Annotated in this window: 21 protein-coding genes; 8 read left to right on the top strand and 13 right to left on the bottom strand. The window is 75.1% G+C overall.

Annotated elements, in window-relative coordinates; all coding sequences use genetic code 11:
• The first annotated feature begins 25 nt into the window (after positions 1-25).
• Complete coding sequence (locus tag AB0M16_RS05770; RefSeq protein WP_365339130.1) at positions 26-1,564, top strand: hypothetical protein; 1,539 nt, start codon at positions 26-28, stop codon at positions 1,562-1,564.
• An 87-nt stretch (positions 1,565-1,651) separates the two neighbouring features.
• On the opposite strand, the gene AB0M16_RS05775 is transcribed toward AB0M16_RS05770, so the two are convergent.
• The 6 genes from AB0M16_RS05775 to AB0M16_RS05800 form a co-directional block, all read right to left on the bottom strand.
• Positions 1,652-2,449 (bottom strand): VOC family protein, encoded by a 798-nt coding sequence (locus AB0M16_RS05775; protein WP_365339132.1) that lies wholly within the window; start codon positions 2,447-2,449, stop codon positions 1,652-1,654.
• Positions 2,450-2,680: 231 nt separating this feature from the next.
• Positions 2,681-3,547, bottom strand: coding sequence for a DUF6585 family protein (locus AB0M16_RS05780; RefSeq protein ID WP_365339134.1), 867 nt, complete (start codon positions 3,545-3,547; stop codon positions 2,681-2,683).
• Between the two features lie 87 nt (positions 3,548-3,634).
• Positions 3,635-4,132: an NUDIX hydrolase gene (locus AB0M16_RS05785; protein WP_365339136.1), complete on the bottom strand. Its 498-nt coding sequence runs from the start codon at positions 4,130-4,132 to the stop codon at positions 3,635-3,637.
• 113 nt (positions 4,133-4,245) lie between these two features.
• A complete protein-coding gene (locus AB0M16_RS05790) occupies positions 4,246-5,373 on the bottom strand; it encodes a YncE family protein (protein WP_365339138.1) in 1,128 nt (375 codons plus the stop codon).
• 344 nt (positions 5,374-5,717) lie between these two features.
• The gene (locus AB0M16_RS05795; RefSeq protein ID WP_365339140.1) at positions 5,718-7,073 is read right to left on the bottom strand and encodes a rhodanese-like domain-containing protein; all 1,356 of its coding nucleotides are present in this window, start codon (positions 7,071-7,073) and stop codon (positions 5,718-5,720) included.
• 43 nt (positions 7,074-7,116) lie between these two features.
• Positions 7,117-8,211 (bottom strand): molybdopterin-dependent oxidoreductase, encoded by a 1,095-nt coding sequence (locus AB0M16_RS05800; RefSeq protein ID WP_365339142.1) that lies wholly within the window; start codon positions 8,209-8,211, stop codon positions 7,117-7,119.
• A gap of 416 nt (positions 8,212-8,627) precedes the next feature.
• Between AB0M16_RS05800 and AB0M16_RS05805 the strand changes: the two genes are divergently transcribed.
• Entirely contained in the window at positions 8,628-9,209 is a 582-nt protein-coding gene (locus AB0M16_RS05805; RefSeq protein ID WP_365339144.1) for a Type-2Aa cytolytic delta-endotoxin, read from the top strand.
• A 102-nt stretch (positions 9,210-9,311) separates the two neighbouring features.
• A complete protein-coding gene (locus tag AB0M16_RS05810; protein ID WP_365339146.1) occupies positions 9,312-10,478 on the top strand; it encodes a lactate 2-monooxygenase in 1,167 nt (388 codons plus the stop codon).
• Positions 10,479-10,550: 72 nt separating this feature from the next.
• Here the strand turns inward: AB0M16_RS05810 and AB0M16_RS05815 are convergent, their stop codons facing one another.
• Positions 10,551-11,447: an NAD(P)-binding domain-containing protein gene (locus AB0M16_RS05815; protein ID WP_365339148.1), complete on the bottom strand. Its 897-nt coding sequence runs from the start codon at positions 11,445-11,447 to the stop codon at positions 10,551-10,553.
• A gap of 77 nt (positions 11,448-11,524) precedes the next feature.
• Here AB0M16_RS05815 and AB0M16_RS05820 point away from each other — a divergent pair, with 77 nt between their 5' ends.
• On the top strand, positions 11,525-11,875 hold the full coding sequence (locus AB0M16_RS05820; RefSeq protein WP_365339150.1) for a helix-turn-helix domain-containing protein: 351 nt from the start codon (positions 11,525-11,527) through the stop codon (positions 11,873-11,875).
• A 189-nt stretch (positions 11,876-12,064) separates the two neighbouring features.
• A complete protein-coding gene (locus AB0M16_RS05825; protein ID WP_365339152.1) occupies positions 12,065-13,078 on the top strand; it encodes a zinc-dependent alcohol dehydrogenase family protein in 1,014 nt (337 codons plus the stop codon).
• 54 nt (positions 13,079-13,132) lie between these two features.
• Here the strand turns inward: AB0M16_RS05825 and AB0M16_RS05830 are convergent, their stop codons facing one another.
• The 3 genes from AB0M16_RS05830 to AB0M16_RS05840 all read right to left on the bottom strand — a co-directional run bounded on the left by AB0M16_RS05830 (position 13,133) and on the right by AB0M16_RS05840 (position 15,110).
• The gene (locus AB0M16_RS05830) at positions 13,133-13,552 is read right to left on the bottom strand and encodes a DUF6114 domain-containing protein (protein WP_365339154.1); all 420 of its coding nucleotides are present in this window, start codon (positions 13,550-13,552) and stop codon (positions 13,133-13,135) included.
• Positions 13,552-14,205, bottom strand: coding sequence for a DUF6230 family protein (locus AB0M16_RS05835; RefSeq protein ID WP_365339156.1), 654 nt, complete (start codon positions 14,203-14,205; stop codon positions 13,552-13,554). Before AB0M16_RS05835 ends, AB0M16_RS05830 begins: the two co-directional genes overlap by 1 nt.
• A gap of 215 nt (positions 14,206-14,420) precedes the next feature.
• Positions 14,421-15,110 (bottom strand): TetR/AcrR family transcriptional regulator, encoded by a 690-nt coding sequence (locus tag AB0M16_RS05840; protein WP_365339158.1) that lies wholly within the window; start codon positions 15,108-15,110, stop codon positions 14,421-14,423.
• A gap of 444 nt (positions 15,111-15,554) precedes the next feature.
• On the opposite strand from AB0M16_RS05840, the gene AB0M16_RS05845 reads away from it, so the two are divergent.
• On the top strand, positions 15,555-16,220 hold the full coding sequence (locus AB0M16_RS05845; RefSeq protein WP_365339160.1) for a Tat pathway signal sequence domain protein: 666 nt from the start codon (positions 15,555-15,557) through the stop codon (positions 16,218-16,220).
• Positions 16,221-16,458: 238 nt separating this feature from the next.
• Here the strand turns inward: AB0M16_RS05845 and AB0M16_RS05850 are convergent, their stop codons facing one another.
• Complete coding sequence (locus AB0M16_RS05850) at positions 16,459-17,976, bottom strand: dienelactone hydrolase family protein (protein ID WP_365339162.1); 1,518 nt, start codon at positions 17,974-17,976, stop codon at positions 16,459-16,461.
• A gap of 246 nt (positions 17,977-18,222) precedes the next feature.
• Between AB0M16_RS05850 and AB0M16_RS05855 the strand changes: the two genes are divergently transcribed.
• Together AB0M16_RS05855 and AB0M16_RS05860 are read left to right on the top strand one after the other, a co-directional pair.
• Positions 18,223-18,846, top strand: a complete 624-nt coding sequence (locus AB0M16_RS05855) for a hypothetical protein (RefSeq protein WP_365339164.1) — start codon at positions 18,223-18,225, stop codon at positions 18,844-18,846.
• A gap of 286 nt (positions 18,847-19,132) precedes the next feature.
• A complete protein-coding gene (locus AB0M16_RS05860) occupies positions 19,133-20,071 on the top strand; it encodes a MerR family transcriptional regulator (protein WP_365339166.1) in 939 nt (312 codons plus the stop codon).
• Between the two features lie 79 nt (positions 20,072-20,150).
• Here AB0M16_RS05860 and AB0M16_RS05865 read toward each other — a convergent pair whose 3' ends face one another.
• Positions 20,151-20,804, bottom strand: coding sequence for a YoaK family protein (locus tag AB0M16_RS05865; protein ID WP_365339168.1), 654 nt, complete (start codon positions 20,802-20,804; stop codon positions 20,151-20,153).
• 285 nt (positions 20,805-21,089) lie between these two features.
• The gene (locus tag AB0M16_RS05870; RefSeq protein ID WP_365339170.1) at positions 21,090-24,551 is read right to left on the bottom strand and encodes a BTAD domain-containing putative transcriptional regulator; all 3,462 of its coding nucleotides are present in this window, start codon (positions 24,549-24,551) and stop codon (positions 21,090-21,092) included.
• Between the last annotated feature and the right edge of the window lie 106 nt (positions 24,552-24,657).

The following is a 24,657-nucleotide window of genomic DNA, read 5'->3' on the forward strand; positions in this document are numbered from 1 at the left end:
CCGCGCACTCGCGCTGGTCGCCGCCGTGAGCGCGACCGCCCTCGCGCTCGCCGCGCCCGTCGCCGTCGCCGACGGGATACCGCTCGCCCCCGGGCACCGGCTCGTCGACCACTACGAGGGGGCGCCCGCCACCGCCCGTCCCGTCCCCGCCGACGCTCCGCCCCAGCACCCGTACCTCGCCCCCAACGGGCGCAGCGGCATGCACGCCGACGCCGCCGGCAGCGGCACCCACCCCTACTCGGGGCCGCTGGGCCGCGAGCCGCGCGTCGACAGCGAGAAGATCGCCGCGCTCGGCGGCGAATGCGCCACCGTCACCTTCGACTCCGGCGGCCGGCTCGTCACCGTGTGCGGCACCTTCCAGGGCTTCCTGCTCAAGCTGCTCGACCCGCGCACGCTCGACACCCTCGCCGAGTACCAGCTGCCGCAGCGCTCCTCCACCGTCGAGGCCATCACCCGGCTCGACTTCGAGAAGATCTTCAAGGACACCTCCGGCGGCGCCTACTTCTACCTCGACGACCGGGACCGGGTCGTCCTCGCCGACTCCCGCCAGCACGTCCTGCGCATCGCACACCGTCAGAAGAGCGACGGAGCGTGGGAGTTCGTCGTCGAGAACGACTGGGACCTCACGTCGCTCGTCCCCCATGACTGCGTGAGCTGGACCAACCTCTTCCCCAGCGGCGTCTGCGACCCCGTCACCTCCGTCATGCCGGACTGGCAGGGCCGCATCTGGTGGGTCACCCGGCTCGGCCGGGTCGGCACCGTCGACCCCGCCACCGGCGTCACCCGCGCCGTCCGGCTCGACGGCGAGGAGATCCAGAACTCCTTCTCCGTCGCCGAGGACGGCGTCTCCATCGTCTCCGACCACGCCCTCTACAGCTTCCGCGCCGACGCCGACGGCACCCCGAGGGTCCAGTGGCGGCAGACCTACGACCGGGGCACCGGAACCAAACCCGGCTCGGTGAACCAGGGTTCGGGCACCACCCCCGACCTCTTCGGCCAGGGCGGCGCGACCTACGTCGCCATCACCGACAACGCCGACGACCGCATGAACGTCCTCGTCTACCGGCGCGGCACCGACGTCGCCGCGGCCGACCGCCTCGTCTGCAAGGTCCCGGTCTTCGGCTCCGGCGCCTCCACCACCGACAACTCCCTGATCAGCTGGGGAAACAGCCTCGTCGTCGAGAACAACCACGGCTACGAGAACCCCACCTCGCTCACCTTCGGCCGCAGCGTCGTGGGCGGCGTCACCCGCGTCGACGTCCGGCCCGACGGCAGCGGCTGCGACACCGTGTGGCAGAGCGACGTCCGTTCGCCGTCCACCGTGCCGAAACTGTCCACCGCCAACGGACTGCTCTACTTCTACGAGAAGCGGCCGAACGTCCTCGGCATCGACGCCTGGTACCTGACGGCCGTCGACTTCCGCACCGGCGCGCGGGCCTGGTCCCGGCTCACCGGCACCGGCCCCGCCTACGACAACAACTGGGCGCCCATCACCATCGGCCCCGACGGCACCGCGTACGTCGGCGTCTTCAACGGCATCGTCTCCGTCCGCGACGGCGCCTGACCCGGCCGGGTCCGCCACGCCCGCGCACGTACGGGTGCCCGGAACCCCCGCGGTCCCGGGCACCCGCAGCCGGTCGGGGCGCGTCGGTCACTCCATCTCGGGCATCTCGCCGACCGTGGTCCTCGTGTCGATCACCGCGAAGGCCGCCCCCTGCGGGTCGAGCAGCGCGGCGAAGCGCCCGAACGGGCTGTCCATCGGGCCGAAGACCTTCCGCCCGCCGGCCGCCTGGGCGGCCTCGACCGCCTTGTCGCAGTTGTCGACGGCGAAGTAGATCTGGATGTAGGCGGGGATCTCCGCCGGGAAGTCGTCCGCCGTCATCACCATCCGGCCGAGCAGCGGGTCGGCGCCGAGGTCGAAGACCCGGTAGTCGATCTTGTCGTCCTTCATCTTCTTCGAGCGGTAGCCGAAGACTGCCGCGTAGAAGGCGTCGGCCTTCGCCGGGTCGCGCGTGAACACCTCGGCCCACACGTAGCTGCCGCTCTCGCCCTCCAGCTCGAATCCCTCGTGGGCACCGGCCTGCCACACACCGAACACACAGCCCGTGGGGTCCTGCGCCAGGCACATCGAGCCGAAGTCGCCCACCTGCATGGGCTCCATCAGGATCGTGCCGCCCGCGCCCTTGATCTTCTCGGCCGTGGCGGCGACGTCGGGCGAGGCGAAGTAGAGGCACCACGCCGACTGCGGCTCGCCGTCCTGTCCGGGCATCGGCGGGACGACGGCGGCGACCGCCTTGCCGTTCTTGTAGGCCTGGGTGTAGTTGCCGAACTCCGAGGCGGACTCGCCGAAGGTCCAGCCCAGCACGTCGCCGTAGAACGACTTCGCACCGTCCGGGTCGGTGAACATCGCGTCGGTCCAGACCGGCGTGCCCAGAGGTCGTGAGGCCATGACGAAGACTCGCTTCCGATCGATGACGTCCTTGTCTCCCCGCCACGCTAGCCACCTCCGGCCCGCAGCGCTCGGTGACGCACGGTGTCCACCCGCGTGTTCCCGGACCTCGCCGCGGGCGGTCGGACCGCTACCGTCCGGTACGGTCCGCTCGGCCGCACCGGCGGGCCGCCGGGGCCCAGGGCCACCGGCGGCGCCACCGGCCGCGCACCGGTCCGGCACGGCCGATCCTCAGCGGCGGTACTCGCGCGCGTGCGGGAACAGCTCCTTGACCAGCGACCAGAACACCGGGAAGTCGGGGATGTCCTTCGCCTCCCGCGCCCAGCCCCCGTCGCCCGAGGTCCGCACCACGACCAGCCCGTCCCCGCGCCACTCGCACCGGCGCACCCGCTCCCACGGAACCACCGCCCCCGACGGCAGCCGGATCCCCTGGCCGTACAGGCCCACCTCGCCGAAGACCACGGCCTCGCCCGCCTCCAGGGCGTCCACCGCGGGCGGCATCGCGCGCCGTACCGTCTCGTCGAGCACGATCTGGGCGAGCTCGCGGATCTGCGAGTCGGCGGGAAGCGGCACCGTCTCCTCGTCGAGGAACCCGCCGACCGTCACCTCGCCCCGGGTGCCGGTCCGCAGCCGGTAGGCGTAGTGGGTGCCCGTGTAGCCGCCGTTCACATGGACGCGGGTGACGTCCTGGTGCATCGCCGTGACACACCGCCATGCCACGGCCCGCGCCTCCCCGCCCTCGCCGGGGAACACCAGCCCCCGCTCGTACAGGTACACGTACTCCCGGGGCCGCAGCGCCGCCACCCTGGTGCGCAGCAGCCGCCACAGGAACCAGGCCGCCGCCCCGAAGGGCACGAGGAGCAGGGGGACGCCGAGCCGTGGTCCGACCGCACGGCTCGCGAGGGCGGGCACCGTGAAGGCCGCGAGGGCGAGGAGGAGGGCGAGCGGCGGCGCCCACGGGGGCCGCCGCAACGCCCCCTCGTCGTCGGTGTGCCGGGCGCGGAACCCGCGCCGGTAGGCGCCGAGTCCCGCTTCCCGCGCCGCCCGTGTCGCCGCCTCGTCCGGCGGCGGCACCGTCACCCGGTCGAGCCGCTCCATAGCGCACCCCCCGACGGCATGATGACAGCGGCCGGGGGTTCGGGCCAGGCCCCGCGGGGTCGGCGCGCGCCCGGAGGGCCGGGGCGGCTACCTCGGTGCGGGCAGGCCCTGCGGGATGACGTGGTACCGGTGGAACGCGGCGTCCGGGAGCGGGAGTTCGGGACGCCAGAACTTCAGGGCCTGTGCCGAGGGCACGAACAGGGCGGTGGGCAGGGCGTCCGGCGGGAACCACTCCCAGCGCTCGATCTTGTCGGGCTCGGCGACGGCCGGGGCTCCGGTGTGGGCGTGCACGACCGTGGCGGCCGTCAGGCGGGTCAGCTCCGCCGTGGTCTCGGTGTCGAGGACCAGGCCGATCACCGACACGTCGGTGGCGGCGGCGACGAGCGTGGTCTCCTCGGCGAGTTCGCGGACCGCCGCCTGCTCGATGGACTCGCCCGGGTCCACCTTGCCGCCGGGCAGCTCCCACACGCCCGAGCGGTGCAGACCGAGCAGCACCCGGCCCTCGGCGTCGGTCACCACCACACCGGCGCCCAGGGAGGCCTGGGCGGCGGGCGGCTGGGCATTGCGGTGGGCGGACGCGGTCATGGTGTCTCCTCCTGCGGGGGCCGGTGCTGCCAGCAGCCAACACCATGCCACCGACAGCTCCGCGCGGCCCGCGGACCCGGCGGACCCGGTCCGCCCCGCGGACCGGGGAGGACCTACAGGACCGCGATGCCCAGCGGACGTGACCCCGCCGGGAGGCGGCGGGTCGAGCCGTCGGCGAGGTCGACGACCGTCAGCCCGTCCCAGTAGCCGTCGCGGGTGAACCCGCCGGTGACGTACGCGGTCCCGCCGTCGGCGGAGACGGCGACGCCCTCGTGCGGGCCGTCCAGCGGGATCACGCGCTCGCTGCCGTCCGGCTCGCGCACGGTCAGCGAGGGGCCCCGGTCGGTCTCCGGGTCGATGGGGCCCGTGCCGACCGTCAGCAGGGTGCCGTCGGGGGCGACGGCGACCCCGTGCTGGTGCGTGTTCGCCGTCATCGGCCGGATCTCCTGGCGCCCGGTGCGCGGGTCGACGACCACCAACCGCTCGCCCTCGAAGGGCAGCAACAGCTTTCCGTCGGCGGGCGACACGGCCGCGTAGTGCGGCTTCAACCAGGAGCCCAGACCGCCCTCGGTGCCGTACGGGGCCACCTCGATCCGGCGGGTGCGCAGGCTGTCGGCCCGCACCACGGTCACGTCGAAGGAGTCGTGGTTCGTCGCGTACACCTCGGACCCGTCGCGCGAGACGTCCACGTCGAAGGGGCGACGGCCGACCGACGCCCGGTCGACGACCCGGAGCGCCGTCGTGTCGATCACCTCCAGGGTGCCGTTGCCGCCCGGCACGTTGACGCCCACGTAGACCCGGCGCCCGTCGGGGGACAGGGCGATGCCCATGCCGCCGCCCCGGTACTCGCCGCTGGTCACCGGACCGGTCGCCGTCCGGAACGGCACGAGCGCGAGGCGGGTGCGCGTCCCGGTGTCCACCACGGCCACGCCCTCGGCCGTCGCGACCCAGGCCCGCCCGTCCGCGCCGACGACGAGGCCGTACGGCGCGGTGCCGACCTCGGCGGACGCGAACGGGCCCCGTGCCGGGTCGACGAACGTGACGGTGTCGGAGCCGAAGTCGGTCACGAGCAGGGTCCCGTCGGGGGTGGCGCCGGTCGGGGAGGGCACCGAGCTCGCCGGCGCGGAGGCCGTGGCCGGCCGGCTCCCGGCGGACCGGGCGGGCACCTCGCCGCCCTGGGCGCAGCCCGCGAGCAGGGCGACGGAGGCGGCCAGCACGGCGAGGGCGCGGGTTCGGTTCATCGGCGGGGCTCCCGGGGGGACGCACGGGTGGACGGACGCGGGGGCGGACCGGGCGGACGGCCCGCCCCCGCACCCATGCTCCGTCCGTCCGCGCCCGTCTCGGATCATCCGATCGGCTGACCTGCCCGTCGTCGCCCCGGACGGCCCCGGGGCCGTCGCCGCGAGCGGTGCCCCGCGTGCGGTGCCCCGTGTGCGCCGCAGGACGCCGCCCCGCCCCTCGTGGGCAGTGGGCGCGCGCGGTGCGGGCACCTGTGGGTGCCGCCCACGGTGACGGCTGCCTGTACGGGGGAGGCGCGCACCGGGTGGGCCGGGGCACGCGGACTGGGGCCCCCGGGGTGGGGGTGTCAGGTGGTCGGCAGGTCGGCCGCGCCGCCCCGGGTCACCGCGCGGACCGGTATGCCCGCGCGGTCCAGCAGGCTCGCGGCGACCGTGGCGCGGCGGCCGCTGCCGCAGAAGGTCCAGATCTCGCGGTCGCGGGGAAGCCCGCCGACGCGCGCGGGCAGGTCGGCGAGGGGGACGGCCAGGGTGCCGGGGACGCCGCCCTCGGGGCGCTCCGGGCGGACGTCGAGGGCGCGGACCTCGCCCAGGCGGGCGCCCAGTTCGGTCACGTCCGCCGTGCGGAAGGAGCGGAGGGGCCGGCCGGCGGCCGCCCATGCGTCCGTGCCGCCCGCGAGGACGCCGGCGACGTTCTCGTAGCCGATCCGCAGCAGCTGGACCAGGGCCGCCTCGGCGGCCTCGTCCTCCGGCTCCGGCAGGACGAGGACGAGCCGGGTACCGAACGGGACGACCTCGGCGACCAGGCTCGCGAACCGGTCGTCGAGCTCCTCGCAGAGCGCCCCCGGCACGTGCCCGGCGGCGAAGGTCCCGCGTCCGCGCCCGTCGACGATCTGCGCGCCCTCGCCGGCGAGCCCCGCGACCATCGAGGGCGACAGCGGCCTGGCCGTGGGCACGCCGCCGAGGACCGCGGGCCCGGAGCGGTTGAGGGGGGCCATGTGGCGGTAGTACGCGGGATACGGCGGCAGGTCCGTGGCACGCGCCGCGATGTACTGGGCCTCGTCGCGCGGCGCCAGTGCCGGGTTGTCGCGCCGTTCGGCGCCGACCGTCGTCGTCCGGCTGCGCCCCCGTGCGACCGGACCGGCCGAGCAGGAGCTGCCCGCGCCGTGCGTCGGCAGGACGCGGGTGGCGTCGGGCAGGCGCGTGAGCCGGTGCAGCGAGCGGTACTGGGCGCGGGCCAGTTCCTCGGTGTGCGCGGCGCCGGACAGGTCGGTACGGCCCGCGCCGCCGACGAGGAGACTGCCGCCGGTGAAGACGGCGGCCGGCGGGCCGTCGGGCTCGTCCAGGACGAGGTACGCGGTGTGCTCGGCGGTGTGCCCGGGGGTCTCGATGGCCCGCACGGTGACGTCGCCGACGGTGACCTCGTCGTCCTCGGCGAGCGGCAGGTGGTCGAAGGCGTACGGCGCGCGGGCGGGACCGGCCACGGTGGCGCCGGTCGCGGCCCGCACTTCCAGGGCGCCGGAGACGTAGTCGTTGTGGACGTGCGTCTCCAGGGCGTAGCGGATGCGCACCCCGCGCTCGGCGCACCGCTCCATCACCGCCCAGCTGTCCCGCTGCGGGTCGACGAGCGCCGCCTCGTCGCCGCTGACGAGGAGATAGCTGGTGTCGCCGAGCGAGGCGGTGGTCATGACCTCGATCTCGTGCACGTCCCGCACCTCCGCACCTCCCGCACCGCGCGTACCGTGCGGCTCAGACGACGACCACCTCGACGGAGGCGACCGGATTGCAGCCGTAACCGCCGGCGTTCCACGGTGCCCGCGGCGGCTGGACCTCGCCGCGCGCGTCGGTCGCCCGGGCGAGGATCCGGTAGCGGCCGGGGGAGTGCGGGGTCCAGGCGAAGGACCAGTCCGTCCAGGCGTACGGCCCGGAGGGCTCCGCAAGGACCGCGTCCCGCCAGGGGTCCGCCTCCGCGTCCGGCTCGTCCTCGTGCACGGTCCGCACCTCGACCCGGCGCACCGCCACCCCGTCGCCCGTCCAGGCGTGCCCCCGCACCACGGTCTCCCGGCCGCGCCGCAGGTCGTCGTCCTGCTCGGGCGCGGTCACCAACGACTTGACCCGCAGCCCGGTCACGGGCCCGCCCGCGGTGCCGTCGGCGTCGACGAAGACGTACTCCTGGGTCTGGAACACCCCCGCGAAGGGCTCGGTGACCGCCCGTACCCCGGCCAGCCACTTCACGTCGGTCACCGCGAAGCGCCCGGGCACCACGAGCCGGACGGGCGCGCCGTGTTCGGGCGTGAGGGGCGCGCCGTCGAGCCGCGTGACGAGCAGGGTGTCCGGGTGGACGGCGACGGCGAGCGGCAGGCTCCGTTCGAAGGAGGTCCGCCGGCCGCGTACGGTCCCGGAGTCGGCGCCGGTGAAGACGAATTCGACCGCCGCCGGTGCGACCCCCGCCCTCTCGGCGAGCAGCCGGAACGGCACGCCGGCGACCCGGACGCAGCCGACCGCCCGCTGCCCCCAGGGCAGACCGCGCGGCCGGGGACTCATCCGGGCGCGCCCGTTCCCCGCGCATTCGAGCACGACGTCGAGCTCCCGGTGCGGGAGGGCGGCCAGCTCGGCGCGGTCGAGGGTGTACGGGTTGCGCACGGCGCCCTCGACGCGCAGCCGCCACGCGCCCGGCGGGGTGTGCGGGACGGCGAAGTGGTCGCGCACGAAGAGGGCGCCGGCGGGGGTGACCGGTGCGGCCAGGGCGGCCGACGGCGTCTGGGCGTTGTACGGGTCGGCGGTCACCGTCTCGGGGGACCAGGCGGTGGCGCCCGGCCCGTGAGGGAGTACGGAGGCGCACATGGTTTCTTCAGGCTACGCCCGGAATCCGCACCTTTCTCGGCAATTCGCTTTTACTGCAATGAACCTATTGACATGCGGTGAATAGGGAGGAGACTCGTCAATACACCGGACAACCGGAGAGAGCCGCACCCGCCGACGGAGACGTCCGAAGGCCCGCGTGACCCGATCTTGGCTCTGGCCAGGCCCCCGGCAGATCCTGGCGGTGAACGGAGTCGTCGGCGACGACCGACGATCCGGGAACCGGACGAGGACTGCCGGGGACTGTCGTGTCCGGCCCCCCTCGGGCGGCGACCGGGCAGCCCTCGGCCCCCCTGCCGGGGCCTCCTGACTCCGACTGACGGACCCTCCTCGTGCGCCCGCGCGTCCCTGCGGCATACTGACCCCTCCTTGATCAACAGAATGTTTAAGGAGGAGTCTTGGCCGCCAGTTTCAAGACGGTCATCGAGGTGGGCCCCGCCCACCTCGCCCAGGCGGAGGCCCTCGGCCACGCCTTCCAGCAGGCCATCGCACCGGCCACCGTCAACTACGACTTCGACCACATCCGCGACGCCGCCGCCGCGCTCCCCGGCAGCGCCATCGTGAAGATGGTCCGCGGCTGGGGGCTGCAGGAGGAGGCCCCGGTCCTGGTCATGGTGCTCTCCCTCAAGGAGGCGGTGCGCCAGGCCCTGCCGCCCGAGGCGGCGGAGGCCTCGTTCTGGGAGACCATCGAGCGCGAACTGGTGAGCGCCTTCACCGGCCTCGCCAACCAGGAGGGCCTGCCCGGGCTCTCGTACTACGAGGTGGGCGCTGACCGCACCCGCTACTACCGGGACCTGTTCTTCGCCCTCCAGGACGAGGAGACCGGCGCCTACCTGTACGCCGTCGCCTTCTGCATCGACGTCACCGTCGGCCTCGACAAGGCCCGCGTCGGCGCGCTGCACATGACCGACATAGCCCCGTTCGCGATCCGCCTCAACGCGATCGTCGTCCGCCAGGAGCTCACGCTCGCCCCCGCGTGATCCCGGTCCGTCACGGCCCGCCGTCCCGGGCCATGGCCTCACGTCCTACCGAGCGGTAGCGTCCGTGCGCAACCGTAGCTCGGCGGAAGGGTGAGGCACGCGATGGACCAGCGGTTCGGCGACTACCAGAACGAGATCTATCTCAACGGGCTCTTCGGCACCCCGCCCGAGCTGCCGATGTCCTTCGCCGGGCTCGAACAGCGGGCCGAGGCCGCGCTCCCGCCCTCCCTCTGGTCCTACGTCGCCGGCGGCGCGGGCGACGAACACACCCAGCGCGCCAACGCCGAGGCCTTCCACCGCTGGGGCCTGGTGCCCCGCATGATGGTCGGCGCCGCCCGGCGCGACCTCTCCGTCGACCTGTTCGGGATGCGGCTGCCCAGCCCCCTGTTCATGGCGCCCGTCGGCGTCATCGGCCTGTGCGCCCAGGACGGACACGGCGACCTCGCCACCGCCCGCGCCGCGGCCCGCACGGGCGTGCCGATGATCGCGTCCACCCTGACCGTGGACCCGATGGAGCAGGTGGCCGCCGAGTTCGGCGACACCCCCGGCCTGTTCCAGCTCTACACGCCGACCGATCGCGACCTCGCCGAGAGCCTCGTGCGGCGCGCCGAGGCGGCCGGCTTCCGCGGCATCGTGGTCACCCTCGACACTTGGGTCACCGGCTGGCGCCCCCGCGACCTCGCCACCGCCAACTTCCCCCAGCTGCGCGGCCACTGCCTCGCCAACTACACCTCGGACCCGGTCTTCCGGGCCCGCCTCGCCAAGGCCCCGGAGGAGGACCCGCAGGCCGCCGTCCTGGAATGGACCGGCATCTTCGGCAATCCGCTGACCTGGGACGACCTGCCCTGGCTGCGCTCGCTCACCCAGCTGCCGATCGTCCTCAAGGGCCTCTGCCACCCCGAGGACGTCCGCCGCGCCAGGGACGGCGGGGTCGACGGCGTCTACTGCTCCAACCACGGTGGCCGGCAGGCCAACGGCGGCCTCCCGGCCCTGGACGCCCTGCCGGACGTGGTCGAGGCCGCCGACGGGCTGCCCGTGCTCTTCGACTCGGGCGTCCGCACCGGCGCCGACGTCGTCAAGGCGCTCGCCCTCGGCGCCACCGCCGTCGGCGTCGGCCGCCCGTACGCGTACGGCCTCGCCCTCGACGGCGCCGACGGCATCGTCCACGTGCTGCGCTCGCTGCTCGCGGAGACCGACCTGATCATGGCCGTGGACGGCTACCCGACCCTCGCGGACCTCCGGGCGGAGGGCGCCCTGCGCAGGCTCTGAGAGCCCGGCGCGTGGCGCGTGGCACGTGGAACTCGGCGCGGGCCGGGCGCGGGTCGGCCCGCGCCGAGGGGATCAGCGCCGGCCGAGGACCTCCGCGATCCGGGAGAAGCCGTCCGCGCCGTGGCCGAGCCCCACCGTCCGGCGGGCCAGGCCCTCGGCGGCGCGCATCACGCCCGCGTCGATGCCGTGCGCCTCGGAGGCGTGCGCGATGTGGCTCATCGACGACACCGCGGAGGTCAGCGGATTGCCCTCGCCCGAGTAGCCGCCGCTTTCCACGTCCTCCGCCCATTCCTGGAACAGCGGCGGCAGGATCGCGCCGATGCCCTGCGCGAACGGGGCCAGCTCGCGCGGCGAGACGCCCTCCGCGCCCGCCACGGCGAGCGCGTGCACGTAGCCCGCCATGGACGTCCAGAAGATGTCGAGCAGCGCGATGTCGTACGCCGCCGCGCGGCCGATGTCCTCGCCGAGGTGGGTGTGGGTGCCGCCCAGCACGTCGAGCACCGGCCGGTGAGCGCGGTAGAGCTCCTCGGGGCCGCTGTGGATGAAGACCGCGTGCGGCGTGCCGATGGTCGGGGTCGGCGTCATGATGGCGCCGTCGAGATAACGGATCCCGTGCGCGTCGGCCCACCGGCCGGTGTCCCGGGCCCGGCCGGGGGTGTCGGCCGTCAGGTTCACCAGGGTGCGCCCCTTGAGCGCGGTGGTGACCGCGTCCTGGCGCAACACGGCGTCCGAGGCGTCGTAGTTGACCAGGCACACGATGGTCAGCGGGCTCGCGGCCACCGCCTCGGCAGCGCTCGCGGCGCCGACCGCGCCCTGGGCGACGAGCTCGCGGTCTCGGCCCGGAGTGCGGTTCCACACGGTGGTGCGCACCCCGGCGGCCACGAACGCGCCGGCCAGCGCACGCCCCATGGGGCCGAGCCCGATCACGGTGACGGCCTGGTCCGACGTGGCCTGCGGGGAAGAAGACATGGGGGAACTCCCTTGTAACGGAGGAAACTGAGGCAGGAACGGCAACGACGAGCCGAGGAAAGAGAAGGACGGGGACGATGGGGCGCATGCGGGCCCGGGACACGGACGTGTGCGGCGTGACCGCCGCCGTCGCCGTGATCGACGGCAAATGGAAGACCCTGCTGCTGTGGCTGCTGGAATCCGGCCCGCACCGGCCCGGCGAACTGCGCCGGAAGGTCCCGGAGATCAGCGAGAAGGTGCTGACCCAGGCACTGCGGGAGATGGCGGCCGACGGACTCGTGCACCGCGAGGTGCACGACGTGGTGCCGCCGAAGACGGTCTACTCGCTGACCGACGACGGCCGCGAGCTCTCCGTGGCGCTGGCCGCGCTCTCGGCGTGGGGCCACCGTCGGCTCGACCGGCTCACCGCGGAGCAGGCCGCCTCCTGAGGCCCCTGGTACCTCGTCACTCTCCTTTCCCTCGGGCACCACCAGGCTCTCCCGGGGCGTGCGCGGCGACAAGTACCCACAAAAAAGTGGGTATGCCGACGAGGTTCGGCGCGGGCCCGCGGTCAGCTCCCGGCATGACGCCCCGTGAAGTACGATGATCGTCGTACTTTGACGATCGGAGGGGGAGACATGGCGGCGACCACCAGGACGGTCAGGTTCCACGCGTACGGCGGCCCCGAGGTGCTGCGGATCGAGGACGAGGCGGTGGGCGGACCCGGGTTCGGCGAGCTGCGCGTACGGATCGACGCCATCGGCCTCAACCGCGCCGAGGTGCTCTTCCGCGGCGGCGTCTACATCGAGGACGTCGAGGAGTTCCCCGCCCGCCTCGGCGCCGAGGCCGCCGGCGCGGTGGAGGCGGTCGGCGCCGGGGTCACCGGCTTCGCGCCCGGCGACCCGGTCAGCGTGGTGCCCGCGTTCTCCATGAACGCGTACGGGGTCTACGCCGAGCGCGCGATCGTGCCCGCCTCCGCCGTGCTGCACCGCCCGGAGGGGCTCGGCGCGGTCGACGGCGCCGCGGTCTGGATGCCGTACCTCACCGCCTACGGGGCGCTCGGTCAGGTCGGCGGCATGAGCGCGGGCGACACGGTCGTCATCACCGCCGCGTCCAGCAGCGTCGGACTCGCCGCGATCCAGATCGCCCGGCGGCTCGGCGCCGTCCCGATCGCCACCACCCGCACGACCGCCAAGAAGGCCGCCCTGCTGGCCGCCGGCGCGGCCGAGGTGATCGTCGACGAGGAGAAGGACCTGGTCGAGCGGGTGCGCGCGGCGACCGGCGGGCGCGGCGCCGAGTTCGTCTTCGACGCCGTCGCCGGGCCCGGCGTGCTCGACCTCGGGCGGGTCGTCGCGCCCGGCGGCACCCTGTTCGTGTACGGCGCGCTGAGCGGCGAGCCGACCCCGTACCCGGGCTTCGACCTCGGCATGCCGGCCCTGAACATGCGCACGTACACGCTCTTCGAGACCACCCGCGACCCCGAGCGGCTGCGGCGCGCCGCGGCGTTCGTCTCCTCCGGGCTGCGGTCAGGGGCCTTTCGGCCGGTCGTCGACCGCACCTTCCCGCTGGAGCAGATCGCCGAGGCGCACCGCTACCTGGAGGCCGGCGCCCAGGTGGGCAAGATCGTCGTCACCGTCGATCACGACGCCTAGGGTGTCCTCCGCCGGTCTCGCCGATCACGCCGGGCTCGCGGCGCCCGGCACCGATCACGCCGGGCGGGCGGTCCGGCGTTCCCGGCGCGGCCGACGGCGGCGCCGGGGGCGGTCGGGCAGCCAGCCGAAGGCCAGCGAGCTGCCGACCAGGCCGAGCAGCATGCCGACGAAGAAGCCGCCCAGGTTCGACGTCACCCAGCTCGCGAGCGAGGCGAGCACGCCGATCACCGAGTAGAACAGGCGCTGGCGGGGGTTGAGCACGATGAGCAGCCCGCACACCACCATGATCATCGGCAGCACGTAGCCCGCCAGGCTGTCGGCGCCGGCCGTGAGGATCACCGAGACGCTGGCCCGCTGGGTCATCAGGATCTCCGCGCCGCCGAGCGCCAGGGCCAGCCCCGCCCCGAACGGACGCCGGTGCCGCCAGCGCCGGAACGCGCGCCAGGGGTGCCGGCGGCCGGACGCTTCCGCCATCAGCAGCCCTTCGAGCTGAAGCCCATGTGCAGATCGGGCAGGGTGAACCGGGTGGCGGTCGTCGCGTAGTTGTTCTGCCGCACGTTCTTGATGTCGACGGTGTCGGCCTGCTGGCCGAAGGAGCCCAACGGGCCCTTGATCGGGGGCTTCTCGAAGGTGCTGGCGTCCCCACCGATCTCGATGTTGTCGAACTCGGCGAGTTTCGCCGCCATTTCCGTGGAGTCGGTGGTGAGCCCCGAGGCCTTCACCGGGGTGCCCTTGTTGCCCGCGGTGATGACCAGGTTCGTGCCGCCCAGCTCGACGCTCTGGCACAGGTTGGTGAGCTTCGCCTCGCGGATCGCGGTCACGATGACCAGCACCTGGCCGCCGGTGTCGCCCGCGTTGGGGCTGCCCTCGGCCATGTTGTCCAGTGCGCCGAACTGTCCGAAGCCCGTGCCCTCCAGGGTGTCCGCGGTCACCGTGAACGGCATGCCGGAGATGGCGAACTGGGCGGCGAGCGCGCCCTGGGCGGTGAGGACCACCAGCGTCGATGCGGCGAGGAAGGCCGGCACGCCCATGAGGGCGGCGCGTCGGTAGCGCACCCCGCCGCGTCTGTCGGAATCGCCCGGCGGGCGGGGGGAGTCGGGCTCGGGGGTGCCTGAGGACAGAGCCATGCGGTGCTCCTGACGTGAAGAAGGAATCGGAGCGCGGCGACGTCCTGGCGCGGACAGTTCCCCAACCCGCCTGGGTCTTCCCGGACTCGTGCGGAGGCAGTCGTGCCGCAGGGAACCGAAACGGACCGTACGCGCGGTATGGCGGCTCGTCAACTACCCAGTAACAAATGCTTGTTGACGATCATTCAGGCACAGTTCCCGGATGGCCGGACCGGTCACCCGGATGCGGTGAAGGGTGCCACGACCACGTGCACGAGCACGTCCAGGAGTTCGGGCAGGCCCCGGCCGGCATCGTCAAAACGGCCCTCGTCCACCGCCCGGATCACCGCCGCGTGGACGGCTCCGACCACGGTGTCCACGAGCTCCGCCCGCGCGACTCCCGGCGGGCCCGGGGGAGCGTCCGCGAAGAACCGGTGAAAACCGGCCAGAAGTTCGACCCGCGCCTGACGGCCCGCGGGCCCCACCGAGCCGATCTCCACCGCCATCGTGGCGAACGCCGGGTTCTGCGCGAGCAGATCGAGCAGCACCCGCAGCCCGGCCCGCACGGCGACCGGCCAGGCGCCCGCGCCGCCCGCCCCGTCGTACGACCGCTGCATGGCCCGCACGACCGTCTGCGTGCCGCCGCGGAACGCGGCGAGCACCGCGTCCTCCTTGCCGGAGAACAGCTCGTAGAAGACCGGGCGGGTCACTCCGGCGGCCCGGCAGATGTCGCTGATCCGCGCGCCCGTGTACCCGTTGGCCGCGACCGTGCGGGCCACCCCGTCGAGCAGCCGCTCCCGCTGCCGGGAGGCCACCTCCTCGGGGGTGAGCCGGCGCGGCCCCGGGCGCAGCGAGCGCTCGGGCTCGCGGCCCGTGCGGGCTCCCGGCAGGACGAGTTCCTCCTCGGCGTCCCGAACGCTCGTCATCGGCCACATCCTTCTGCGGTTGTTGACGTCACATACTCGCCAGGATTACAACCCTGATGGGTTTTCCTCTCGGTGCACCGGGCGGACCGGTGGGGCCGCATCCCCGTGGGACGGGACGCACCTCCACCGCACACCGCGCAGCACACCGAGTATTACGCTCCACCCCGTATCGCGACACCGCCGCAGGAGATCCGTGGCGCCGGATCGTTCCGGCGGTGGCCGTCGCCGACCTCGCAGCCGCGTCACCACGCACACGTCACCCCGCATCCGAGTGCCCGTGCCCGTCCCCCGCGCGCGGTGCTCCCCGGCACGGGGCCGTGGCGTGATCCCCCGCGCGGCGCGCACCCCTCCGACGAGCCCCCACGGGCACGCGTCCGCGTGCCCGCGCACCCACGCCGACCATCGAGTTCTCCCACCCTCCGCCGTCGTGCGAAAGGAACCCCCATGGACAAGCGTGCTCTCTCCGCGGCCTTAGGCGCCGCCGTCGCCGCGGTGCTCGCGGTGACCGCCTCCGCCTCCGCGACCGCCTCCGCAGGCGAGGTCCTGACCACCGGAAGCGCGGGCGGCGCCGCCGTCGCCCCCGGTGACGTCCTCTCGGCCTCGCTCGCCTCCGGGACCAAGGCGAAGATCTCCACCACCGCGGGCGGCAGCACCGGCATCACCTGCAACACCTCCGCCTTCACCGCCACCGCGAACACCAACCCCGCCGCGCCCGGCACCGCCACCGAGACGGTCACGGCCCACACGCTCAGCAGCTGCACCACCAACATCGTCGGCGCGACCGGTGTCCAGAGCATCACCGTCAACAACCTGCCGTTCGCCGCGTCGGTCACCTCCGGCGGCTCGCTCACCGTCTCCGCGGGCGTCGCGGGCCCGATCCAGACGACCCTCAAGATCAACACGATCCTGGGCGTCACGACCTGTGTCTACCGGGCCGGCAGCCTCACGGCGACGCCGAGCAACGCCGACAACTCGCTCACCTTCACCGACCAGCTGTTCAGCAAGTACAGCGGCCCGGGCACCTGTCCGGGCAGTGGCTACTTCTCCGCGAAGTACGGTCCGGTCCTCGACACCAGCCAGGCCGGCAGCCCGGTGGTGTTCGTGAACTGAACGGCACCAAAAGGGACATGACACTCCGTCGTACATGACACTCCGTCGGGCATGACGCCCCGGAGGACGTGACGCGTCCCGCGACGGGGCGGCTCCGGAGCCCGAGGTCTACTGGAGCCGCCCCTTCGCCACGCCCCGCTCCCGCGCGAGCGCACGCCGACCCGGCTCCGCACCCTCGCGGAGGTGCGAGGGCACGGAGCGGGGGGACGCGGGGGGACGGCGGCGGGCCGCCGGGCGCTCAGCCCCGCAGGCGCGCCAGCACGGCACGGACGGCCCGGTCCACCGCCTCCCGGGTCTCCTCGGTGTGGTCCAGCGTCTCGAAACCGTGGCGGGCGTGGGGAACGTCGACGAGGTCGACCTCCGCACCCGTCTTCTCGGCGGCCATGAGGAAATCGTCGACCGTCCTCTGCAGGACCGGGTGCTCCAGACCCGCCCGGGTGAGGACGACCGGCGGGCTCGACGCCCCCACCGCGTCCACCGGTCGGAACCGGCCGGGCACGGCACCCCAGCTCGGCGGCGGTGCCAGCATGGGGTAGTTCAGGGCCACGCACCGCAGCCACGGCGGGGGCGTCGCCAGCCAGTCCGCCGCGAGCAGGCCGCCGGCGGACAGGAACCACAGGGCGATCCGGTCACCGTCCACCCGGGGGTCCGCCCGGACCAGCTCGACCGCCGCGGCGACGTCCTCGGCCGCCGTCGGGTAGGCGTCGGGCCCGTACAGGCGGTGGTCCAGGGTCGCGCCGACCGCTCCCAGGCCCGCCACGTGACCGCCGTACCCCGAAAAGGTCGGCCAGTCGCGCGGCGTGGGCCGCTGGTCCGGCGAGACCGGCCCCCCGTGCACGAACAGCACGGCCGGGCGGGGTCCTTCGGCCTCCGGGAGGTACAGGTCCACCGCCCCCCGGCGCTCGCGAGGGCGTGCCGGCACGTCGAGGAGGAACGTTCCCGTGTCGGCGGGCGGCGCGCACTCCGGGACGGTCAGCCGCTGCCCCTGGTCGGCGGCGGCCAGCAGCAGGATCTCGGCCAGCGGGCCGGGAGCGGAGAGCATCGGCCAGTGGCCGGTGTCGAGCTCGAAGAAGCCCACCCGCGGATCGGCGAGCACCCGGAACTGCGGCGGACCCGACACGACCAGCATCTCGACCATCGAGATCCCCGCACCGTCCGCCGTGCACAGCACGCCCGTCGTCGGCCGGTCGAAGGGGCTTCCGGCCAGGCGCAGCGGCTGGGTGAGGGTGCGCAGCGGTTGCGGCGAGGCCAGCCGGTCGAGCCGCGCCAGGTCCTCGGCGGACAGGCCCGCCGTACTGCCCCAGCGCCCCCACTCCTCGCCCACCGGCGCCGGCACGGACCCGCCGGCCCCCTCCGCTCCGGCTCGTTCGGCGACGGACGGGTCCGGCACGAGCGCGAGGGCCGCGTCGCCGTCCGCCGGCATCCCCGCGTCGAGGTACACCACCCGCGCACACCGCTCCGGCCTGCGGTCGGCGGCCCCGAGCGCCGGATGGATCCCGTAGTCGTGCCCGACAAGCACGACCTCCTCCCCGGGCGCGATGCCGTCGATCACCCCCACCACGTCCTCGATGTGCGTCTCCAGGTCCACGTCCGCGGCCGGGCCGGAGCTCGCCGCCGTGGACACCCCGCCCCCCTCGCCCATCCCGGAGAGCGTCACCCCGTACGCCTCGGACCCGGCCTCCCGCAGCCGGGCCGCCACCTCCTGCCACACCCACCCGCCGGTGAACGGCCCTGACACCAGAACGAAAACCGCCATCGCGTACTCTCCTCGCCTCGCGACGCCCTCATCTCGTACGGCGGCACCGTAGGAACTCCCCCAGGGGGAGGTTCAAGCGAGGACCTCGGGCGGGTTCGCGGGTACCGCGGAGGTCCCGTGGGGGCGCGGGGCCCGGGGGGGCGCCGGGAGGAGCGCGGGTCGCCGGGGGCGGGCCGCGGGAGGGTTGCGAGGGGGCCGGGGGAGGGGCCGCGGGGGGCCGTGGGAGGGGAACGTACGCTCGTGCTCATGGGACTGGACATGACGGTGCTCATCGCCGACCGGGCGTGGCTGGACGAAGTGCCGCCGGGAGAACGGCTGGAGCGCCTGCGGGACGCGTGGTACGACGACGCCACGGGCCTCTGGGACCCGGACCGGGAGCCCCTCGACAGCGGCTGGGAACGCCCCGACGGCCCCCACGCCGACCGGTTCGACGTGTACGAGTTCCCCCACGGCGCCTCGTTCAAGGCGCACTTCTGGGCCGGGATCCGGTGGGAGCACTGTCGCGAGCACGTCGACCCACGGCTGCGCGAGCCGCTGGACACCTTGCTGGGCGGCCTGTTCTGGGACGGGACCGACGGCGAGGCGGAGCACGTCGATCCCGAGGTCTTCGGCGACGGACCGGGCACGTACGGGCTGCTCCTCGCCCGATCGCCTGACCGCGTGCGCGAACTGGCGGCGATCTGGGCAGAGTTGACGAAAGGCCCGGACGGCGGGCTCCGTGCCGTCCGGCCGGCCCACGACGAGCACGCCGCCGATCCCCACGGCCGGATCGGCGATCTGCCCGCGTTCGAGCGGCTCCTGGGCGACTGGGGCCGGATCCTCACCGAGGCGGCACGGCGGGGCTGGGTCGTGGTAGGGCTGAGCGAGTGACGGCGGCACGCCGGCTGCCGCCCGCAGTCCCGCCGCCGGACCTCGGCCGGCGACCGACGCGGTCCGACGAGTGATCATGATGCGAGAGTGAGGCGATGCGGAGGAGCGTCGCGGGAGGAGGCCGGGGCGTGGGATCGGGAACGGTGGCGATCACCGGGGCGGCGGGGACCGTGGGTCCCCCACCGTGGGAGGCGCTGCGCGCCGGGGCGGCGCGGCGGACCCTGGTCGACCGCGTACCCCGCCGCGCGGGCGGTCCGGGGGCGAGGTCCGCGCCAGGGGGCCGCCCGTGACCGAGGACGCCGGTCGGTGGAGCATCGGCGAACTCGCCGAGCGCGCGGGAGTCACCGTCAAGACCGTCCGCTTCTACTCCGACCGCGGACTGCTGCCCGAGGCAGGCCGCAGCGGCGGCGGCCACCGCCGTTACGGACCCCAGGCCTTGGACCGGCTCCGGTTGATCCGGTCGCTGCGCACGCTCGACCTCCCCGTGTCGGACGTCGGCCGGATCCTCGACGAGGACGACGCCCTGGAGGACGTCGTCGCCCGTCGGCTGAGCGAGGTGAGCGGCCGACTCACCGCGCTGCGCTGGCGCGAGGCGTCGCTGCGACTGCTGCGCGACTGCGCCCCGGAGCAGCGGGCCGAGCGGCTGAGGCTGCTCGGTGGTGTCACTCTGCCGCCCGACACGACGGCGCTCGCGCGTTTCTGGCGGCGCACCCTGCCCGTACGCCTGCCGGCCGCCCTCGCCGCCACGGTCGTCGACGCGGCCGTCCCGCAGCCCCCCGCCGATCCGACGCCCGCACAGGTCCTGGTCTTCGCCAGGCTGCACGCCCTGGTCGCCGCGGCGGCCCCGCCCGTCGTCCACCTCGCGGGCCTGGAGCACCGCCCCGGTGTGCTGTACGAGGGGCTCGGCGAGGCGTACGACCTGGCGGGGCCGGACCTGCGGGCCGGGCGGGCGCCCGCCCACGGCGAGGCGCTGGACCGCTTCGTCGCCGCTTACGCGGACGCCCTCGGCACACGCGACACCCGTGCCTTCCGACGCCGGCTCGCCGGACTGATGGTCGCGGGCGCGGACCCGCTGATCGGCCGCTACTGGCACCTCGCGGGCGAGCTGGTCACCGAGCACGACGGCCCCACCCCGGGCGCCGTCCACGGCTGGCTCTGCGCCGCCCTGAAATCGGATCTCCGGCCGTCGTCGGGGATCGAGCCCTGTCCGGCGTGGACCTGGTGAGCGGAGCCGGTGAACCCGGCCGCCCACGACGGCCGGACGGGTGGGCCGGGCGGCTGGGCCGGGGGCGCCGCAGCGCCGCTCACGCCGGCCCGGCACCGCCGCCGCGTCGCTCGTACGCGAAGTGGGCCGCCGCCACGGTCGCCGGCGCCGCGACGGTCAGGGCCAGCGCCCAGCCGAGGCCCGCGTGGAGGAGCACCAGCCCGCCGGTGAGGGCTCCGAGCAGCAGGGTCAGCGCGGAGAGCAGCCGGCGCAGGGACGGGGCGCCCCAGTGGTCGGCCGCCAGACCCGTGAGCGAGCGGGTGAGCACGGTGGTGGTGAGGTCGGGGACCGCCAGCCGGTGCGCGACGGCGTTCTGCAGCCCCATCGCGGTGCCCATCAGGACGAGCACGGGGTACCGGCTCGCACCGGCCTGGTGCGCGACGAGCGCGGCGGCCAGCAGGACCGCCTGCACGACGACCAGGGGACGGAACGGCACCGTACCGGCTCCCCGACGCCATCGCCCGGCCGCCGCCGCACCGAAGAAGAAGGCGGACAGCGCGGTCAGCGAGCCCGCCGTCGAGAGGCCGGCGGCGCCGGCCAGCGCGAGTCCGCAGAAGACCACGTTGCCCGTCATGTTGGCCACGAACACATGGCCCAGACCGAGGAAACTCGCCGCGTCGACCAGCCCGCTCGCGAAGGTCAGCACGACCAGCAGCCACGGGAAGGGCCGGAAGCGCTCGGTGTCCGGGAACAACCGCCACGCCCGCGTCCCCCGATGCCCTCGCCCGGCCCCGCCTTCGCCCGCGTTCACCGCCGAAGACCCGTGGACGCCCCGCCTCCACCCCGCAGCCGCCGTCCTCCGTCCGCCATGACCCCAGTGGATCAGGTCCGCGGAACCGCCGCGACCGGACGGGCGCCGAGTCCTCCCGCCGACGTCCGCCACGCGCCGCCCGAGCCGGCCGCCCCGCCCGCTGGGGCCCTCCCCCGGCGGTTGCCGCCGGCCGGGCAGGGGGCCTCGCCCGCCCCGGCGGGACACCCGCTAGCGCTCCGCGGGTGCACGCAGGCGGCGGAGCTGCGCGTCCGCCCGGCGTACGCCCTCCTGGTAGCCGTGGGCCAGGCCCAGTTCGCGGGCCCGGGCGAGTGCCGCCTCCGCCTCCGAGGCGCGGCCCAGGTCGAGCAGGGCCGTGCCGGCCGTGGTGTGCAGCATGCTGTGGCGGATGCCCACCAGGCCGTTGACGGTGTCCCCGTCGAGGGCGAGGCCCTCGTGCGCGCAGGCGAGGGCGGCGGCCGGATCGCCCGCCGCGAGCAGCTGGCGGGCGCGGTGCTCCACGGCCAGGACCTCCGTCATCACGTCGCCCGTGCCGCGCACGAGGGCGACGGCGCGTGCGGTGTGGCCGAGCGACTCGGCGGTCACGCCCGTTCGGTCGATCGCGACCGCGAGGTTGACCAGGGCGGTCGCCTCGCTGGACGGTTCGCCGGCGCGGGCCGCGAGTGCGGGCGCGAGCCGTAGGTGGACCAGGGCCTCGGCGAGCCGACCGTCCTGGGTGAGCAGCCAGCCGAGCAGCGCCCTGGCCCGTGACTCGGCGTCAGGGTCGTCGACGCGAGCGGCCGAGTCGATCGCGTCCTCCAGGAGCGGCACCCAGCCGTCGTGGCTGTTCCACAGGATGTACGGCCACTGGAGGATGCCGATCCGCCAGGCGCGGTCGTGGTGCCCGGCGGCCCGCGCGGCGGCGACGGCCGCCGCGAGGTTGTCCCGCTCGGCCGCGTACCAGAGAAGCGCGGCGTCCCGGCCCGCGAAGTGCGGAGTGGTGCGGGGCACCCGGGCGTCGGGCGGCGCCGCGCAACACGGCAGGTCGTCGGGCTCGGCGGCCCGGGCGGCCGCCATGGCCGTCAGCGTGTAGTGGTCGAGCAGCCGGAGCAGGGCGTCCTCGTCGGGGTCGAGACTGCGGGCGTAGAGCCGTACGAGATCGTGCAGGGCGTGCCGGCCCGGCGCCCACTCGGTGAGCAGGTGCGCGTCGCAGAGCCGGTCGAGGGCCTCGGCGGCCACCGCGGGTGCCCGGTCGAGCAGCGCGGCGGCGGCCTGGCGGTCCAGATCGGTGCCCGTGACCACCCCCAGCTGCCGGAACAGCCGCGCGGCCTCCTGCGGCAGCCCCTGAACGGTGAGGCGCAGCGCCGCCGCCACGCCCGATCCGTCGGCGCAGTCCGCGCCGTCCACCGAGAGCAGGGCCAGGCGGCGCTGCTCGTCGGCGAGTTCGGCGGCGAGGTCGGCGAGCCGCCAGCCCGGCCGTGCGGCCAGCTGAGCGGCGGTGACCCGCAGCGCGAGAGGCAGCCCGTCGCACAGCTCGGCGAGCCGGCGGGCCGCGTCCGGTTCGGCGGCGACGCGTTCGGCGCCGACCGCCGCCGCGAGCAGCGCGGTCGACTCGTCGATGCCGAGCACGCCGAGCGGCACCGGCCGGGCGAGCTCGCTCACGACCAGCCCGCCCAGCCGCAGCCGCGAGGTCACCACGGTCGCACTCCGTGCCCCGGCAGGCAGCAAGGGCCTGGCCCGGTCGGCGCTGCGCACGTTGTCCAGGACGACCAGCAGGGCCCGGTCCTCGGTGAGCGACCGGTACAGCGCTGCGGCCGCCGTCGCCGACTCCGGCACCTGACGCGGCGGCACCCCGAGGGCCGGCAGGAACTCGCGCAGCACGTCGGCCGCGTCGATCCCGTCGTCGGAACTGAACCCCCGCAGGTCGGCGTACAGCACCCCGTCCGGGAAGTCGCCGGCCCGCCGATGCGCCCAGTGCAGGGCGAGCGCGGTCTTCCCGACCCCGGCGGGCCCGGTGACCAGCGCGACCCGCGCGGTGTCCACGGCGGCGTCGAGCGCGTCGAGCTCCCGGGTGCGCCCGAGGAAGCCACGGGGGGTGCGGGGGAGGAGATCGGGAGCGGGGAGGGACGGGGGAGGGGGAGCGGGGGTGGCCACGGCGCCCCCGGGCGCCACCGCTCCCGCCGGAGCGCTCCAAGGGGTCCCGGGGGGTGCGGCGTCGGCGGAGGGGAAGGCGGAGCCGGGGCCTGGGCCTGGGCCGGAGGCGGAGGCAGCCGAGAACGCGGCGACGCCGGTCGCCCCGCCGCCCCCTGGCAGGACGCCGTCGGTGACGGACCCGGTGGGGTGGGCGCCGATGGGCAGGGACCCGGCAGGCTGGGTGCCCTCTCGGGCGAGCGCGCCGGCAGGCGCGTCACCACCCGCGTGGGACCCGGCGCCGCCCGACGCGTGGCCGCCCCCGTCGACGAACGCGCCGCCCGTGACGTGGGCGCCGTGCGCGAACATCCCGCCCGGGCCGGGTACGCCGCCTGAGCCGGGTATGCCGCCCGGGCCCGGTACGCCGCCCGGGCCGGGGTGGTTCGCGACGCCTGCCGCGCGGGCGGCGCCTGCCGGGTCCGCGAAGGCGGCCGTGCCGAGAGGGCCCGCCCAACCCGAGGTGTCCGGCGCGCCGGCGAGGGACGGCGCGTCCTGTGGGCTCGGCCCGCCCGCGGCGCGGTGGGCGGTGTCGCCCGGGCCGTGGCCCGTCGTGGTCACGCCGTGGCCCGGCGGCCAGGCCGGTGCGGTACGCCCGGCGTGAACGTCGGGTGCGTGGTTCCACACTCCGGGCAGGGTCGGCCGCGCCGGGTCGCCGGCCGGCCGGCGCGGGTCGTCCCCGCGAGCGAGGGCCGCGTCCGGCCCCGGCAGGCCGGCCGGTCCGTGCTCGGTGCCGCCCGGCCAGGGCACGGGCTGACCGACCGACGGCAGCCCGCGCAGCACCGCCTCGTACGCGGCGCGCAGCGCGGGGCCCGGGTCGACGCCGAGATCGTCGGCGAGCTGGGTGCGGGTGCGGTGGTAGCAGTCGAGCGCGTCGGACTGGTGGCCCGCCCGGTACAGCGACAGGATCAGCGCGGCCGCGAGGGACTCGCGCAGCGGGTTCGCGGCGGCCTCCGCGCGCAGCAGGGCTGCCGCCTTCGCGTGTTCGCCGAGGCGCCCGTACGCCGCGGCCAGCTCTTCCACCGAGACGAGCCGGGTCTCCTCCAGGGCGCGGGCCGCGACGAGCAGCGGTTCGCTCGCGACGGTGCCGGTGAGGGCGGGGCCGCGCCACAGGGACAGGGCCTCGCGGAGCATGAGGACGGCGTCCGCCGGGTGCTTCTGGTGTCCGGCGAGCTGGACCAGCTCCTCGAACCGGTGGGTGTCGAGGAGCTGGTCGGGCATGCGCAGCTCGTACGCCTGGGCGTGCGTGGCCAGCTCCACCCCGTAGTCCTCGGCCCCGCCCTGCTCGAAGAGCGCCCGGAGCCGTGAGACGTGTCCCTGGACGACGGTGCGGGCGCGGGCGGGCGGGTCCTCCTCCCAGACCGTGTCGATCAGCCGGTCGACGGGGACGACGGCGTTGGCGCGCAGCAGCAGAGCCGCGAGTACGCTGCGCCGCTTGGCGGGGCCGAGCGGCAGCTCACCTGTCTCGGCCGCGATGGACACCGTCCCGAGCAGGCGGAACTCCACCCGGCCCTCCTTGTCACTGTGTTCTCTTCCGTGGGTCTACCAGTATCCCCACCCCCTCGCCCACGGCCGTTGTCGGAACCCTCCAGACGTCGGATGAGGCCGGAAC

It is taken from the genome of Streptomyces sp. NPDC051921, assembly GCF_040680975.1.
In the GTDB taxonomy this organism is placed as follows: domain Bacteria; phylum Actinomycetota; class Actinomycetes; order Streptomycetales; family Streptomycetaceae; genus Streptomyces.